The organism is Lysobacter sp. F60174L2, assembly GCF_052547135.1.
On the sequence record NZ_JBQWRA010000002.1, the window covers coordinates 764,493 to 779,100 of the forward strand.

Sequence of the window (14,608 nt, forward strand, 5' to 3'; positions counted from 1 at the left end):
TGTCGGATTGCCGTGATGCTGTTGCTGGGCGATTGGGCGTCAAACCGATCTCAATACTGGTCAAGGCGACCGGTATCGGCATCGCGCAACGCACGACGCGTCGCAATGGATGCAGAAATGAAACTTCGGCCGCGGTGGACTTCGTGCACTGCGCACAACAGGTCCTCACCGGCATCGGCCTTCAGCACATAACCGCAGTGCCCTATTCGGAGCGCACGATCGACCAGCGCAGGATCATCGTGCACGGTGATGAATACCACGCACGGAACCGCTGCCTCGGATAGCAATTGCTCAGCCGCCATCAAGCCGTCCACCTGGGGCAGGCTGATGTCAGTGACCAGTACGTCTGGCTTCATCCTGCGCACGGCGGAAAGCAAGGAAAGGCCGTCATCAACCATGCCGATAACGTCGAACTCGGTTCCCAGAAGCGTACGCAACTGATGCGCCACCGCAGGGCTATCCTCGGCCAAGAGCACGCGCGTCCGGTTCATTGGATCCATCGGGGGATTGTTCAGGCCGATGGTGTGCCCGCCGCGCTTGCGGCGCCACAGGAAAAAAACCGGATCAATGCAAGTAAAACTACTGGTCAGATCAGGCAGCAGGCCGCTTGTGCTCGCCAAAGGCGGTTATCAGGCCCAGTTGATGAGCCTTGCGAACCAGTTCCAAGGTGCCGTGTACACCCAACTGCTGCATCATCGCGTACTTGTGCGATTCGACCGTACGTACAGAGATACCGAGTTCGTAGGCAATCTGCTTGGAACGCAGCCCCCGCGAGACCCAGTTGAGAATGCGCTGCTGCTTCTCGGTCAACGCGTACTCTTCCTTGCGTTCACTGGCAGCAATAGCCATCGCCGCCAAGCTGGGTGCGAGGTACGCACGGCCTGCTATGACCTCTCGCACGGCATGCACCAGTTCATCCCCGGCCGCGCTCTTGAGCACATAGCCGTCGGCTCCGGTGCGCAACGCCTCGGCCACTACAGCGAAGCTTTCATACATGGTAAGGAAGATGAAAGGAGTGGCGTTGCCTTCTGCGCGCAATTCGCGCATCGCATCGATGCCGGTCATGTCCTGCATGCCCACATCGGCCACGACGAGGTTGAACTGCTCCGCGCGTGCAGCGCCCAGCAAGGCGGTTCCGGAGGTCACCAACTTCACGTAAGCGAACTGTTCTCGCAACAACCGTTCAACACCTTGACCAACCAATCGGTGATCATCCGCCACCAGAAGCTTCAAGTTGTCGCGCCCCACCTTCAGAGGCTCAGCATCCATTACGAGGTCCTCCCGTATTCGGGCCCGCATTTTGCGGCTCGCCCGTGGCGATCATGAGCCACCCTACGTTCACTTTGCGTGACGGTAGACCACAACGAGAGGACACAAGCTGATTCGCCGATGTCAATGAAGCCCGGTTTCGCGGGGGCATTCACCGAAGAGTGACCGGTACTCGCGAGAGAAGCGGCTCAGATGGGTGAACCCGGCACGTAACGCAGCATCAGTGACCCGTAGTCCGGGCTCGTGTTGCAGTGCATTACGAACGTGGTTAAGCCGCGCGATCAAGTGCCATCGCAGGGGCCCTACTCCGAAAGCATCGTTAAATATCCGTTGCACCTGTCGTTCACTTAGATGGAGGGTCTCGCACAATGCAGCGCTGCTGAACTCGCGACCAATTGTCGATAGGAGAAACGCTTCAGCCCGCCGCACAAGCGCTTCACGATGCTGATGTAACCGCGAGTATTCATCCATCCCAGGGTCCATGCATTTCCACACAGCGTCCAGAAAGGCATCCAACAACCATCGCCCCATCATTAGCGTTTCCGACGCAGGTGTCGACGGGGTCCACGATGCAGCCGATTGAAGCGCGCCGCGGATCGTGTACTGCAATGGCACGTTGTCGTCCGCAGGACGCTTGCACAACTCCCATCCCTTGGCCGGAATCTCCAACTCACGCCCGTATCGAGCCAACGCTGCCTGCTGCAGCAACTCGCGGGGGATCCGCAACACCGCCCATTGCCATATGTCTGACTGAGGTCGAACACTCAGCTCCCGCCCTTCGGAGAAGATCAGCAATTGGCCGACGCGGGTATGGGCACCGTTGAGCCAAATGGGCCGATCTCCCCGCAATGCCAGTGCAAGCCCGAGCACCCGATCACCGAAGGAGCCATTAGCGAATACCGGCAGGGTGTAGGTGCCGCAGTCCAAGGTAAAACCCGGGAACCGGACCCGCTGCGCGCGCGCGCGGAAATGCCCCGGCGATAGCAGCCGTTGCTCGAACCGGGTGTCACTGATCACACCCTGCAGCGCGTCTGCAGCAAACCCGTCCACCTCAATGCAAGCGTACTCCGCGTGATCCATCGGTCGATCCCGCCTTGGGATTCATACGTCGGAAAGTGGATAGCCATCGCATGATGAAGTGGCTAATACGGTCAGTCAATCAGGGAGCTACATCCGGAAGCACGACTTCTCGTAACAGATCGAGATGCGTGTCACCGGCACGGACGGGCCCCGAACCATGAACGCCGAACCAACTCGCACGTCGACGCCGACCACCATGACACAGCGCATCATGTGGTCTTTAGTGATGGCACTCCTCGGTGGCCTTACACAGCTGATATCGATCCAACCTTGGCTCCCGTGGCCGCACGACCACATGGTTTGGCTGCCGGGCGCCACGCTGATGTGCGCCCTACTGTCGCGGCCCAAGAGCGACTGGCTGGCATGCATAACCGGCTCAATCCTGGGCGCGACGACATTACTCGTGGCGTTCGGCATGGCTGTAACGGCATCGGCGAGCATCATGTTGGGGTTGCTGATTTTAGTAGCCCTTGCCAGTGGCCTAATGCGCTCCCTCAGGCGTCCCGTGTCTCCATTGGAGGACTACCACCAAGTAGCGCTATTTCTACTCGTTGCTGCAATCGCGTTGCCTTTGTCGGGGGCCGGCTGGGTCTGGCTCATGATTCACCTATTCGGGCTGCAGGACCTGGTGGAAAGCTGGATCAGTCTGTTCCTCGCGCACTCGGTGGCGTATCTGTTGCTTCTGCCCGGCTTCATAGCCATGGTGCGCCTGCGTCGGCATCCGGAGCGTCGTCCCGACCCGAGTAAACCGCAGGGAGCGCTCTGCCTGGTCTTTGCGCTAGCCCTGTGTTTTGCTTGGGTCCAACCATGGCCCGATCCGGTAACGCGACCCATGCTGGCATTGGCAGCTACGATGCTGCTTATGTGGACGCTGCTGGTGTTTGGCATCGCCGGTGCTTTCATCGCTCTGTTCTGCTGCACGTTTCTAAGCATGTTGGCAAGCAGTCTTGGGCTTGGTCCTCTCGTGATGGAGACACAGTCGCGCACTACCTTGGCAGTTCAGTTGTGGGCGCTGAGCGCCAGTGTCTTGCTCTTGCTGCTTACGCCTCTGTCCGAACAACGACAGACGGCTAGGTTGTCGCTCGAAAGTGCCTACGACCGATTGGCAGATTTGACCCACCGAATGCTGCGTGTTCAGGAAGAAGAGCGCGCGCGTATCGCGCGTGACTTGCACGACGACATCAATCAATCGCTGGCGTCGATCTCGATACAGCTGAGCGCGGTGAAACGGCAGGTCCCGCGGGAGTGGAGCGCGCAAGTCGAGGACTTGCAAGAGCGGCTATTGGAAGTATCCAGCGACGTGCGCCGGATATCGCACGAACTTCATCCAAGCCTCCTTCGCTATACCAGTCTGGCCGCTGCACTACAGGATCTTTGCGACAGCCACCATGTCGAACATGGCGCTCGATTGCACTGCAATGTCGTTGGAGATCTGGCGCTCGACAATGACCAGAAGCTCAATTTATTTCGCATTGCGCAGGAAGCGATCCACAACGTCTCACGTCATGCGCGTGCGCGGAATGCGTGGGTCCGTCTGCAAACCGAAGCCGGTGAAATAGTCCTACGGGTAGACGACGATGGCATCGGCCTACCTGCCATCACTCCCGAAGGCAGTATACGGCGGGGACTAGGCATGATCAGTATCGAGGAAAGAGCGCGCCTACTTGGGGGAACTTCGAACCTGCAGCCTCGTGAGGAAGGAGGCTGCCGCTTGGAAGTGCGGTTCATATCGCAGGGTTCAGGCACTGCCCCCCCTACGGAGGGCGCTTCTATATCGTCTAGTCAGGAGGCTAGAAAGACGTCGCTCAGGGGCACGCCAGATCGAGCCGCTGGTTCAAATCAGAGCAGTCAGCCTAAGAGGGGACCTTATATATCAGAACCAGACGCGGGCTGAACCGACTGGTGCGAGCCTGAACCTCCCTATCAATCGAGTGCTCCCATAACAAAGTTGCTCGGATATTCCGACACACAGCAAGCCAGCTTGCCGAGCCGCTTTCTAGCAACAAGTCAGGGAAAGGCGTCTGGAGCTCTGCACATCTAGCACCCGTACAACTACCGAACCAGCTTGCACGAAGTACGGTGGCGATTTGCTTATCGCTGCCCTACATTGATATTCAACTTCATACGGATCCGACACATGTCCGGAAATGGCTCAACTATTGCGAGTGCCATGTTGATAACGTTGGTTTTTAGCGCCCTCGGGTGCGCAGGGACGGACGCTACCGAGACAGCGGAAGGGCATTGCAACGCCGCCCCCGCGGGCTGGGCGATTGGTGGCACTGCTGACCAACGTACGATGGGGCAGATATGGAGAGCGAGTGGGGCTGGGCTGATACGTCCGGTGTCATCTGGCCAAGCGGTGCTTCACGACCGCCGACCCGATCGGCTGACAGTGGAGATCGACAAGGCAAACCGAATTGTGGCGGTCCGCTGCGAATAACAGGACGGTTACCATCGCCATCGCCATCGACAGGCCGTTTCGGTGTCGGATGGGCGAGAGCCGCGCTGCCCTACCCCCAATAACCCATCCCTTACCGAATGCCGGCGGCCGTCAGCGGGTACCAAGGCTAAGCGCACCGGCTGCAACCAGACCCGTTACCCTTTCCTTCCTACGAGCCGGTTGGGGCATCGACTCGTCGACATCCTGCCCCGGACACTGGAGAAGAAGCACCCATGGCGAAGGCACCCACCAAACGCATTAAGCCGATCACCGAGCCGTTGAACAAGACACAGCTCATCGCGTTCATCGCAGAGCGCACTGAGCTCAGCAATCGTGAGGTTCGCGATGTTCTGTCCGCACTGGACGAGGCCGCGAAGGCCTCGTTGCACAAGAAGGGCGCCGGTCAGTTCACCATCCCTGGACTGCTGAAGATCACGTCCGTGAAGGTGCCGGCCAAGCCGCGTCGCAAGGGAATCAATCCCTTCACCAAGGAGGAGCAGGTTTTCGCCGCGAAGCCGGCGAGCACCAAGATCAAGGTTCGTCCGTTGAAGTCCCTCAAGGACGCCGCAAACTGAGTCCGTCGGTCCCCTCTCCAGTGGCCGCGGTCGCTGGAGAGGCCACATATCAGCCGCCATGTACGGTCAGCATCACTAAGAGCCCCAACTTGAACCTCATCCAGTTCCTCGCTGCCCAGCTGCCGACACTGCGCGCCGATCAGATCAACGTCCACTTCGCGAAGATCGACTCTCATGGGACGAACCCAGCAGACGAGTTCAAGCGCGGCAATTTCAACGATTGGCAAAGAAATCAGCCGCTCAACCAGGACGGCGACGAGATCGATAAGATCGCTCGCAAGCGCTTCACTCGTTCCGTTGTCGTTGGATTGATTCCGCAATGAGGCGATCGGTGGCTGTACGCGGGCGCGTGGCGCAATGACTTAGAGCCAGAGGTAACCGATGGCTGGCGCGTATTCGATCTGCAACCGATCGCCGAGCTCAACGAGTACATTGGCCGGCTCGTCGTACGCTACGAGCTCACAGGTCGGATCACCTATCGCATCGCCGACAGCTGCATCGAGGAGATCGCGGTGCATGAGATCCTCGCGCGCCCGCTCAGCTTCCTACGCTTCCCCGGCCATAAGTCGGTAAACCTGCCAAAAGCAGATTTGGGCCTGGTGGTCCAGCAGGACGACCCCGAGTGGCGTAACGCACTTTCCGTGGTGGCTGGGGTCTACCTCATCACGGATACGAGTTCCGGCCAGCTCTACGTGGGCAGCGCCACTGGCGCCAGCGGAATCTGGCAGCGATGGTGCACCTACGCGAGGTCAGGCCGACCTCCCTGCTGGCCTGAGGGCCAACCATGCCCGAACGATTGCGCCGCACAGCACTATCGCCGAACCGTGTACAACGAAGCGCCCCTGCATGGCGCATGGACTGGCTGGCGGCTCGCCGGCGTGCGGCTGGTGTCACCGCATCGGGACTGGATCGCGCCGCACTTGCTCGATCGCTGGCTGTGGCGGCACGGCCGGATGTTCTCCGATCAATAGCCACAAGCGTTGTTGACGTAGTTCGTCCAGCGATCCATCTCATTAAGCGTCATGTTGCTGGTGACTTTGTAGGCGCGGTCGCGAGCAGCTCGGGCCGCCGAGCAACGCTTGCCGAGACCGCTCGGGCTGGCCAGGACGGCCGACGAACCACGCGCCTGTCGCTTGGGACGTGCAAGGCTCTTCAAGTACGCAGAATTTGCGGCTTCCTGTCGCTTGCGCCGCTCCAGCTCGGCAGGTGTAGGGGCATGGATGACAGCCGAGTAGCTTCCCTTGGGTACCTGATCGGCCCGACACGGGTCCGACTGGAACGATGGGACACCATCGGCACCGACACACTTGTAGACATGCTGTGCGGATGCGGTAAAGCTCAACAGCGCAAGCAACGCGATCACGATTCGCACGGATACCCCTCCCCTGTTGCCGGCGAGGTTACCAGAGCGGTCGTTGCCAGCGCCGCTGTTGGCTTGGTCGGCGCCCTATACTCGGCGCGCCAATGTCCGACAAGCTGTAGCCAATGAGCAACTCCCTCGCAATCCACGAATTCAGCGACGCCCTTGCCCCCCATTTCCGGGATATCAATGCGGAATGGATCGAGGCCATGTTCCATCTCGAAGCCACCGACCGCGAGGTGCTGGACAATCCACGCACCCGGATCATCGAGCCCGGTGGCGTCATCCTCTTCGTCGAAGCGCCCGGACTGGGGATCGTCGGCACATGCGCGCTCCAGAAGACCGGCGCGACCAGCTACGAGCTCACCAAGATGGGCGTACGCGAATCAGCCCGCGGCATGAAGGCCGGGGAGTTCCTGCTTGCCGCCGTCATTGAACGGGCCAGGTCGCTTGGTGCCGATCCGCTCTACCTGCTCACCAGCCGCAAATGCGAGTCGGCCATTCACCTGTACGGGAAGCTTGGCTTCCAGCACGACGCGGACATCATGGCCCGGTACGGTAGCCGTTACGAACGCTGTGACGTGGCGATGCGCTACGGAAACGGCCTGCCAGGCGAAGTGGACCCGGCGATCAACCGCCCGACCATCGCGACAGATCCTGTTTGACCCCATCGATCCCGTCCCACGGATCCTTGCGCCGCCGCTTGAGCATCGCCGGCGCGTTCTTCAGATCGTATGCGTGGCCATGCTTGAGTGCACCCAGCTGCGACCACGACAGCGGCATCGACACCGGTGCACCTTCGCGCGCGCGCAGCGAGTACGACGCAACGCTCGTGGCGCCGCGGCCGTTGCGCAGGTAGTCGACAAATATCTTCCCGGGCCGCAGCTTGAGCGTCGCCACTGACAGATAGCGTCGCGGTTCCGACTGCGCCATGGCATCGGCGAAGCCGTGCGCGAACGTCTTGACGAGGTCCCATTCGCAGCCGGGATTCAGCGGCACCACCACGTGCAGGCCCTTGCCGCCGGTGGTGCGCAGGAACGAGGTCAGCTTGGCCTGGGCCAGCAGGTCGCGCACGTGTCGCGCGGCGCGCTTGACCTCGCTCCACGGCACATCCGGGCCGGGATCCAGATCGAACACCACGCGGTTCGCGCGGTCGGGCTCTTCAGCGGTCGAGCCCCATGGATGGAATTCCAGCGCGTTGAGCTGCACCAGTTCCATCACCCCGTCAGCATCGCGGACGACCAGGTAGTCGGCGTTGTTCCCGGCTTCCTCCTTCAGCTTGACCAGGTCGACGCGCGACAGCCCGGGCGTGTGGTGCTTCTGGAAGAAACACGCCTTGCCGGCGCCGTCGGGGCAACGGATCACCGACAGCGGTCGGTCGACGATTCCCGGCAGGAAGTCGTCCATCACCCGCTCGTAGTAGTCCGCCACGTCTTTCTTGGTGTAACCGCTATCCGGGAAGACCACCTTGGTCGGGCTGCTGATCTTCACAGCCGCAACAGGTTTGGCCGCCCTGCTCTTTCCGGCGCCGCGTTTCTGCCCATCGCGATCGCTGTCTGCGAGGTCGCCAACGTCCTTGTCCAGCCGCAACGCCTTCAGCGAGGCCTGCCGCAACACGCCCGAGCCGCCGGTGCCGCGTATGAACACCTCGACCACGAACATCGGCTCGAACCACAACGCACCCCGGACTTCGCGTGCGACCGCATCGGACACCTCGACCGTCGGCTTGCTGCGTCCGGCCTTGCCGATGCGCTTGGTCAGGTCGCGGATCTGCTGGTCCGAAAACCCGGAGCCGATCCGGCCCGCATAGCGCCACCCATGTTTCGCATCCGGAAGCGCCAGCAGCAAAGAACCGAAACCGACGCGGCTGCCCTTCCCCGGGGTGTAGCCGACGACGGCGAACTCGTCTGAATCCAGCCGTTTGGTCTTGCGCCAGTCGTCGCCTCGACCCGGATGGTAGGCGCGGTCGCCGCGCTTGGAGATGATGCCTTCGAAGTGTTGCTCGTTGGCCAACTCGAATGCCGCCTGGCCATCGGCGGGGATGTGCGAACTGAGGCCGAGATGCGCGACTGGCGCCTCCAATAACTCGGCCAGAAGCTCCTTGCGCTGCACCAGCGGGGTCTGGTCGATGGCCACGCCGTCGACATGCAGGAGGTCGAACACCATGTAGGTCAACACGCCCTGCTTCTCACCCGAAAGCGTAGCCTGCAGCAGGTTGAAGTCCGCGCGTGCACCGGTGCCCGCAATCAGCTCACCGTCGAGCGCGGCACTGGTGAGTCCGAGTTGCTCGATGGCCGCGGCGATCTCGGGCACCTTTCCTGTCCACTCCAGCGCATTGCGCGACCAGATGCGCACGTGTCCATCCACCACGGTGACAACCAGCCGATAGCCATCCCACTTGAGTTCATGCAACCACTGGTCACCCGCCGGCGGTTTGTCACCGAGCTTGGCGAGCTGTGGAACGAAGGCGGCATCGGCGAGTGTTTCCTTGCGCGCACCATCGAGTTTCAGGGCGCGTTTCGCCCAGTCGATGCGACGTCGCCGGCGGTTTGGTGCGACCTTCGAGACCTTCTTCTTGTTGGCCTTGCCCCGCCCTGCCCGCTTCGCATCGCTTTCCGGCGGTGGCGTGACGTCGACGAGCATGTCGTCGGCCTCCACGTCGCCGGCATAGGCATCCTTGTCCTTGAACAGCAACCATTGCGGCTGCGGCGCGGGCTTGCCCGAACGCACCAGGTGCCAACCGCCCTTGAGCTTTTCGCCGAACAGTTCGAAGCGCAGGTGGCCCTTGACCAGTTGTTCCTCGGCATCGCCTGCGGTCGACCAGACGCCGCGATCGAACAACGCCACGTGGCCGCCGCCGTAGTTGCCCTTGGGGATGTCGCCCTCGAATCCGGCGTAGTCGACCGGATGATCCTCGACCTCCACCGCCATGCGCTTGACCGTCGGATCGAAGCTCGGCCCCTTCGGCACCGCCCATGACTTCAGCGCATCGCCGACCTGCAGGCGGAAGTCGTAATGGCGGCGGCTGGCATGGTGCAGTTGCACCACGAAGATCGCCCGCTTGCCCGGCAGCAGCTTCTTGCCGGGTTCGGGCTCGCGGGTCTTGCCGAACTGCCGCTTGCGTCGGTACTCGGTCAGGCTCACGGACGGCGGCGCTTACTTGCGCTTCTGGTCGCCGCGGTCGCCCTGGCCGGACTCGACCTCGTTCTTGGCCTTCTTGCGCACGTCCTGCGAGAGCGATTTCCCCAGGTCGTCGCTTTCCTTGAATTTGCCTTCGTCGTCGCGGCGAACCAGACGCTTGTCGCCGTTGGGTTCGATCAGTTCACGCTTGCTCATGATCCTCGGTCTCCACGCGGGGTGTTCCAATGTCCTGCCCGCGCCATGAAAACAGCGCGAAAGGCCCGATCAGGGCGTCAATACGACCTTCCGGCAGTCCTCCTGCTTCTCCTCGAATATCTCGTAGGCACGCGGCGCGTCGGCGAGCTTCATGCGGTGGGTGATGATCGCCTCGGGGGCCAGCCGGCCTTCCTCGATGAACTGCAACAGCTCGGTCATGTAGCGCTGCACGTGGGTCTGACCCATGCGGAACGTCAGTCCCTTGTCGAACGCGTCGCCGAACATGAAGGCGTGGATGAAGCCCGCATACACGCCGGCGACGCTGATCACGCCACCCCGGCGGGTGGCGGCGATGCACTGGCGCAAGGCCTTGCCGCTGCTGCCTTCCAGCTTGGTCGCGGTCAGTATGTTCTCGGTGACGCTGCCCTTGGCCTCGAACCCGACGGCCTCGATGCAGGCATCGACCCCGCGGTATCCCGTACGCTCGACGATGAGTCCGGCCGGGTCGTCGCAGTCGTCGAAGTTTATCGGCTCCACGCCGTACGCCTGCACCGCGAAGTCCAGGCGATAGGGATACTGATCGACCATGAAGACGCGCTCGGCGCCCAGCATCCGGCAACACGCTGCCGCCATCATGCCGACCGGCCCGGCGCCGAAGATCGCGACGGTGGACCCCTCCCCGACTTCGGCATTGAGCGCCGCCTGGTAGCCGGTCGGCAGGATGTCGGACAGGAACAGCACCTGCTCGTCCGACAGGCTGCCCGGAACCACCAGCGGCCCGACATTCGCCTTGGGTACGCGCACCAGTTCGGCCTGCCCGCCCGGCACGCCGCCGTACAGGCCGCTGTATCCGAACAGCGCGGCCGGCGGCGTGATGTCCTTGCGGTTGAGGATCGCGCCGCGGCCGTCGTTGGTGGTCTCGCAACACGCGTACTGCTGCAACTGGCAGAAGAAGCATTCGCCGCAGGAGATGGTGAAGGGAATGACCACCCGGTCGCCCTTGCGGATGCCGGAGACGCCCGCGCCCGCGTCCTCCACCACGCCCATGAACTCGTGTCCGAGGATGTCGCCGTCGTCCACCATCGGAATCTTGCCGCGGTAGATATGCAGGTCGGACCCGCAGATAGCCGTGGCGGTGACCCGCAACACGATGTCGTCGGGCTGCTCGATGACAGGATCGGGGACGGTATCGATCCGCAGGTCTTTCGTGCCGTGGTAGGTCAAGGCTCGCATGGAAACTCCGGGGTCGGTCGGTCACGCTCGATTAGGCGCGGGCCGGCGTTATCCGAGGATGATCGGCATGCGATTTTCACGTGGTGTTTGCCGGGCCCGCCCCACGATGCATCCATCGTTGCCGGGCTCACCATCATCGAGGAGACCAGTCATGGCCGACACGTTCGAAGTGGGCGATCACGTCAGATGGAACTCCGAGGCCGGCCACGTCAGTGGCACCATCATCAAGGTCCACAAGCGCGATTTCGACTACAAGGGGCACCGCCATCGCGCCAGCGCGGACGAGCCCCAATACGAAATCAAGAGCGACAAGACCGACCACATCGCCGCGCATCGCGGCGCGGTCCTGAAGAAGGCCAAGGCCGACTAGCGGTCGACGATCATGCGCAGACAAGACAAGCGCACGACCCCGGATGGCGCGACCGCGCTGGTCATCGTCGACATGATCAATCCGCTCGACTTCCCGGGTGGAGCGGCGATGCAGCCAGCGGCGTTGGCGGCGGCCCGGCGTATTGCCCGCCTCAAGCAACGGGTGAAGGCCAATGGTGGTTCCGTCGTCTACGCCAACGACAATTTCACCAAATGGCGGATGGGCTTCAGCGAGATCGTCGCGATCTGCGCCAACGACAGCCGCGGCGCCGACATCGCCCGGCTGCTCGCACCCGAGCCGGACGACCACTTCGTGCTCAAGCCCAAGCACTCGGCATTCTTCGAGGCACCGCTTGAAACGCTTCTCACGAAATTGAAGGCCCGTCGCCTGGTGATCACCGGCCTGGCCACGGATGGCTGCGTACTCGCCACCGCCATGGACGCGCACATGCGCGAGTACCGCATACACGTGCCCCGCGACTGCGTTGCCGCGATCAGCGAGGCGCGCACCGATCGCGCACTGGAACTGATGAAGGTGTCCATGGACATCGACGTGCGCACGTCCCGCTACGTCGGGACGTGACCGGCGAATGCACCGGACGCCCCGAAGTCACCTTCCCCCAATTGACCGGAGTCGCAACGCCATGAGCACTGCACGGACCCTCCCCGTCTGGTCGCCCCGGACCGCCTTCAACACATCCACTTTCCTTGGGTCGCCTCCAACGGAAGACCAGGACGTTGTCGTGGTGGGTGCCGGCGTCGCCGGGCTGGTCACCGCGCTCTGCCTCGCGCAGGACGGCCGCAAGGTGCTGGTCATCGACCGCCAGGGCGTGGGCGAAGGCGAGTCGCTGCGCACCACCGCGCACCTGGCATCGGCGCTGGACGATCGCTACTACAACCTGGCGCGCTGGCACGGGGCCGACGGCGCCCGTCTCGCCGCCGCGAGCCATGCCGCCGCCATCGACTGGATCGAACACCTGGTGGCCGACGTCGATGGCCAGTGCGGTTTCCGCCGCGTGCCCGGTTACCTGTACTCCCACGACGGCGACACCAGCCGGCTGCAAAAGGAACTCGACGCGGCCACGGATGCCGGGCTTGACGTCACCTATCTGGAGGCCGGCATCCCGGACCTGCCGAAGCTCGGACCGGCGTTGCGCTTCGAGCGCCAGGCGCGCGTCGACATGGACAGCTACATGGCCACGCTCGCCAGCCAGTGCGATGCACTCGGGGTGACGTTCCTCAAGGCCGATGTCGAGCAGGTCGAGGGCGGTACGGCGCCGCGAGCGACGCTGGCCGGTGGCGCGGTCATCAACGCCTCGGCGGTGGTGGTCGCGACCAACGTACCGTTCCACGAGCGCGTGGCCATCCACACCAAGGTCGCGCCCTACCGCACCTACGTGGTCGCCGGTCCGGTCCGCGACGGTGCCCTGCCCGATGCCCTGCTCTGGGACGATGGCGACCCCTACCACTACACCCGGCTGGTCGAGTCCCGCGATGGCACCGGGACGCTGGTAGTGATCGGCGGCGAGGATCACAAGACCGGACAGGACGACGACACGACCGCATTCGTACGCCTGCAGTCCTGGGCCCGCGAAAACCTCCCCGGCGTCGAATCGTTCACCCACGGCTGGTCCGGCCAGATTATCGAGCCCGCCGACGGCCTCGCCTTCATCGGCGCCGATCCAGGTGGCGAGGACAACGTGTTCGTCGTGACCGGCGACTCCGGCAATGGGGTGACCCACGGCACCCTGGGCGGCCTGCTTCTTACCGACCTGATCATGGGCCGAGGCAACCCCTGGGCCGACCTGTATGACCCGGACCGCAAGATGGTGCGTTCGCCCGGCGGCTGGCTGCGCGAGAACGCCAACGTCGCCCTGCAGTACCGCGACTGGGTCGGCGGCGGTGATGTCGATGACGTCGAAGCGCTGGCCCCCGGCGAGGGTGCGGTGCTGCGTCGCGGAATCCACCGGGTCGCGGCCTACCGGACCGGCGAAGGCGAGGTGCGGACCTTCTCCGCACGCTGCCCGCATCTCGGCTGCGCGGTGCGATGGAGCCCGCAGGAAAAGTCCTGGGATTGCCCGTGCCACGGCTCGCGCTTCGACGGCCAGACCGGTGCGGTGTTGAACGGTCCTGCGAGTTCGCCGCTGGAGCCGATGGTGCTGCCTCCGCGGATGGCGCGCGATGACGACTGATCCGGCCGCCTACGGGCTGGAAGGACTCGGGCCGGTCGGCTGGGCGCTGGCCTACGCCGGGCTGCTGGTGTGGCTGTTTGCCGGCATGCTCGATTTCGGCTTCCACCGGCGCACCGACCTGCCGCACACATCGGGGCTCGGCGAGTCGACGTTGCACCTGCTGCAGCTGGGTCTGGTAGGCGGCGCGATCATGTTGGCGATGCTGTTCGAGATCGATGTGCTGGTCATCGTCGCGATGGCACTGCTGGTACTGGTCCACGCATTCGTCGGTTACGCCGACACCCGGCACGCGTTCCGCTATCGGTCGATCCTGCCGATGGAACAGCACATCCACAGCGTGCTCGACATGGCGCCGTGGATCGGCTTGGGACTGATGGTCGCCTTGACCTGGCCCGCCGCGATCAGCGCCGATTTCCCGTTGAACCTGCGCTGTCCGGCGCTGCCGATCCCGGTGTGGCTGCTGGTGCTGGTGCCTGCCGCGTTGCTGTGCGGGCTGCCCGCTTTGCTGGAATGGCGCGCCGCGTGGCGGGCACGCCGCGAGCCACGCCATGTCGCCTGATCCGTATCCAGCTGGTCACCCCCAGGCCGACGGCGAACGCCGCGTAGGCCGCGACCATCGCGCCGCCCGACAACCGGCTGTCGAAACCCGGCGTCAGCCGTCGCGGCACCACGTGGTAATCGACCACATAGGCCGTGGCCGCAGTGAGCGCAGCGACCCCGGCCACCGTGGAGGTCCGTCGCGCCCGCCGCGTCG

Annotated in this window: 17 protein-coding genes; 10 read left to right on the plus strand and 7 right to left on the minus strand. The window is 63.3% G+C overall.

The annotated features are described in order from the left end of the window. Positions 1–50: 50 nt before the first annotated feature. The 3 genes from ACT9AS_RS08645 to ACT9AS_RS08655 form a co-directional block, all read right to left on the minus strand. Positions 51–620 (minus strand): response regulator, encoded by a 570-nt coding sequence (locus ACT9AS_RS08645; RefSeq protein ID WP_445099704.1) that lies wholly within the window; start codon positions 618–620, stop codon positions 51–53. Beyond that, positions 592–1,269 (minus strand): response regulator, encoded by a 678-nt coding sequence (locus tag ACT9AS_RS08650; protein WP_445099705.1) that lies wholly within the window; start codon positions 1,267–1,269, stop codon positions 592–594. Before ACT9AS_RS08650 ends, ACT9AS_RS08645 begins: the two co-directional genes overlap by 29 nt. Before the next feature lie 123 nt (positions 1,270–1,392). Continuing rightward, the gene (locus tag ACT9AS_RS08655; RefSeq protein ID WP_445099706.1) at positions 1,393–2,349 is read right to left on the minus strand and encodes a helix-turn-helix domain-containing protein; all 957 of its coding nucleotides are present in this window, start codon (positions 2,347–2,349) and stop codon (positions 1,393–1,395) included. Positions 2,350–2,545: 196 nt separating this feature from the next. On the opposite strand from ACT9AS_RS08655, the gene ACT9AS_RS08660 reads away from it, so the two are divergent. From ACT9AS_RS08660 to ACT9AS_RS08680, 5 genes are all read left to right on the plus strand, one after another. Continuing rightward, positions 2,546–4,243 carry a histidine kinase gene (locus ACT9AS_RS08660; protein WP_445099707.1) on the plus strand — a complete coding sequence of 566 codons (1,698 nt, stop codon included), beginning with the start codon at positions 2,546–2,548 and terminating at the stop codon, positions 4,241–4,243. A gap of 276 nt (positions 4,244–4,519) precedes the next feature. Further along, positions 4,520–4,789, plus strand: a complete 270-nt coding sequence (locus ACT9AS_RS08665) for an I78 family peptidase inhibitor (RefSeq protein WP_445099802.1) — start codon at positions 4,520–4,522, stop codon at positions 4,787–4,789. A gap of 233 nt (positions 4,790–5,022) precedes the next feature. Further along, a complete protein-coding gene (locus tag ACT9AS_RS08670) occupies positions 5,023–5,364 on the plus strand; it encodes an HU family DNA-binding protein (protein ID WP_445099708.1) in 342 nt (113 codons plus the stop codon). An 89-nt stretch (positions 5,365–5,453) separates the two neighbouring features. Next, positions 5,454–5,687: a hypothetical protein gene (locus ACT9AS_RS08675; protein ID WP_445099709.1), complete on the plus strand. Its 234-nt coding sequence runs from the start codon at positions 5,454–5,456 to the stop codon at positions 5,685–5,687. 189 nt (positions 5,688–5,876) lie between these two features. Beyond that, positions 5,877–6,335, plus strand: coding sequence for a hypothetical protein (locus tag ACT9AS_RS08680; protein WP_445099710.1), 459 nt, complete (start codon positions 5,877–5,879; stop codon positions 6,333–6,335). Here ACT9AS_RS08680 and ACT9AS_RS08685 read toward each other — a convergent pair. Then, positions 6,329–6,736, minus strand: coding sequence for a DUF4124 domain-containing protein (locus ACT9AS_RS08685; protein WP_445099711.1), 408 nt, complete (start codon positions 6,734–6,736; stop codon positions 6,329–6,331). The genes ACT9AS_RS08680 and ACT9AS_RS08685 overlap by 7 nt on opposite strands. Before the next feature lie 113 nt (positions 6,737–6,849). Between ACT9AS_RS08685 and ACT9AS_RS08690 the strand changes: the two genes are divergently transcribed. Continuing rightward, the gene (locus ACT9AS_RS08690) at positions 6,850–7,389 is read left to right on the plus strand and encodes a GNAT family N-acetyltransferase (RefSeq protein WP_445099712.1); all 540 of its coding nucleotides are present in this window, start codon (positions 6,850–6,852) and stop codon (positions 7,387–7,389) included. Here the strand turns inward: ACT9AS_RS08690 and ligD are convergent. From ligD to ACT9AS_RS08705, 3 genes are all read right to left on the minus strand, one after another. Further along, complete coding sequence (gene ligD / locus ACT9AS_RS08695; RefSeq protein WP_445099713.1) at positions 7,355–9,868, minus strand: DNA ligase D; 2,514 nt, start codon at positions 9,866–9,868, stop codon at positions 7,355–7,357. The genes ACT9AS_RS08690 and ligD overlap by 35 nt on opposite strands. 12 nt (positions 9,869–9,880) lie before the next feature. Next, positions 9,881–10,060: a hypothetical protein gene (locus ACT9AS_RS08700; protein WP_445099714.1), complete on the minus strand. Its 180-nt coding sequence runs from the start codon at positions 10,058–10,060 to the stop codon at positions 9,881–9,883. A 69-nt stretch (positions 10,061–10,129) separates the two neighbouring features. After that, the gene (locus ACT9AS_RS08705; RefSeq protein ID WP_445099715.1) at positions 10,130–11,293 is read right to left on the minus strand and encodes an alcohol dehydrogenase catalytic domain-containing protein; all 1,164 of its coding nucleotides are present in this window, start codon (positions 11,291–11,293) and stop codon (positions 10,130–10,132) included. A gap of 151 nt (positions 11,294–11,444) precedes the next feature. On the opposite strand from ACT9AS_RS08705, the gene ACT9AS_RS08710 reads away from it, so the two are divergent. From ACT9AS_RS08710 to ACT9AS_RS08725, 4 genes are all read left to right on the plus strand, one after another. Then, positions 11,445–11,663 carry an HVA1 family protein gene (locus ACT9AS_RS08710; RefSeq protein ID WP_445099716.1) on the plus strand — a complete coding sequence of 73 codons (219 nt, stop codon included), beginning with the start codon at positions 11,445–11,447 and terminating at the stop codon, positions 11,661–11,663. A gap of 12 nt (positions 11,664–11,675) precedes the next feature. Then, on the plus strand, positions 11,676–12,245 hold the full coding sequence (locus tag ACT9AS_RS08715; protein WP_445099717.1) for an isochorismatase family protein: 570 nt from the start codon (positions 11,676–11,678) through the stop codon (positions 12,243–12,245). A 160-nt stretch (positions 12,246–12,405) separates the two neighbouring features. After that, the gene (locus ACT9AS_RS08720; RefSeq protein ID WP_445099718.1) at positions 12,406–13,854 is read left to right on the plus strand and encodes an FAD-dependent oxidoreductase; all 1,449 of its coding nucleotides are present in this window, start codon (positions 12,406–12,408) and stop codon (positions 13,852–13,854) included. After that, on the plus strand, positions 13,844–14,413 hold the full coding sequence (locus tag ACT9AS_RS08725) for a hypothetical protein (RefSeq protein WP_445099719.1): 570 nt from the start codon (positions 13,844–13,846) through the stop codon (positions 14,411–14,413). The genes ACT9AS_RS08720 and ACT9AS_RS08725 overlap by 11 nt, the downstream gene beginning before the upstream one ends. Positions 14,414–14,608 lie beyond the last annotated feature (195 nt).

Bases quoted from the DNA above. Each gene is read 5' to 3' on its own strand.
- ACT9AS_RS08660 (WP_445099707.1), top strand. From the start codon at position 2,546: ATGACACAGCGCATCATGTGGTCTTTAGTGATGGCACTCCTCGGTGGC.
- ACT9AS_RS08700 (WP_445099714.1), bottom strand. From the start codon at position 10,060: ATGAGCAAGCGTGAACTGATCGAACCCAACGGCGACAAGCGTCTGGTT.
- ACT9AS_RS08650 (WP_445099705.1), bottom strand. From the start codon at position 1,269: ATGGATGCTGAGCCTCTGAAGGTGGGGCGCGACAACTTGAAGCTTCTG.
- ACT9AS_RS08655 (WP_445099706.1), bottom strand. From the start codon at position 2,349: ATGGATCACGCGGAGTACGCTTGCATTGAGGTGGACGGGTTTGCTGCA.
- ACT9AS_RS08705 (WP_445099715.1), bottom strand. From the start codon at position 11,293: ATGCGAGCCTTGACCTACCACGGCACGAAAGACCTGCGGATCGATACC.
- ACT9AS_RS08665 (WP_445099802.1), top strand. From the start codon at position 4,520: ATGTTGATAACGTTGGTTTTTAGCGCCCTCGGGTGCGCAGGGACGGAC.
- ACT9AS_RS08725 (WP_445099719.1), top strand. From the start codon at position 13,844: ATGACGACTGATCCGGCCGCCTACGGGCTGGAAGGACTCGGGCCGGTC.
- ACT9AS_RS08715 (WP_445099717.1), top strand. From the start codon at position 11,676: ATGCGCAGACAAGACAAGCGCACGACCCCGGATGGCGCGACCGCGCTG.
- ACT9AS_RS08710 (WP_445099716.1), top strand. From the start codon at position 11,445: ATGGCCGACACGTTCGAAGTGGGCGATCACGTCAGATGGAACTCCGAG.
- ACT9AS_RS08690 (WP_445099712.1), top strand. From the start codon at position 6,850: ATGAGCAACTCCCTCGCAATCCACGAATTCAGCGACGCCCTTGCCCCC.
- ACT9AS_RS08670 (WP_445099708.1), top strand. From the start codon at position 5,023: ATGGCGAAGGCACCCACCAAACGCATTAAGCCGATCACCGAGCCGTTG.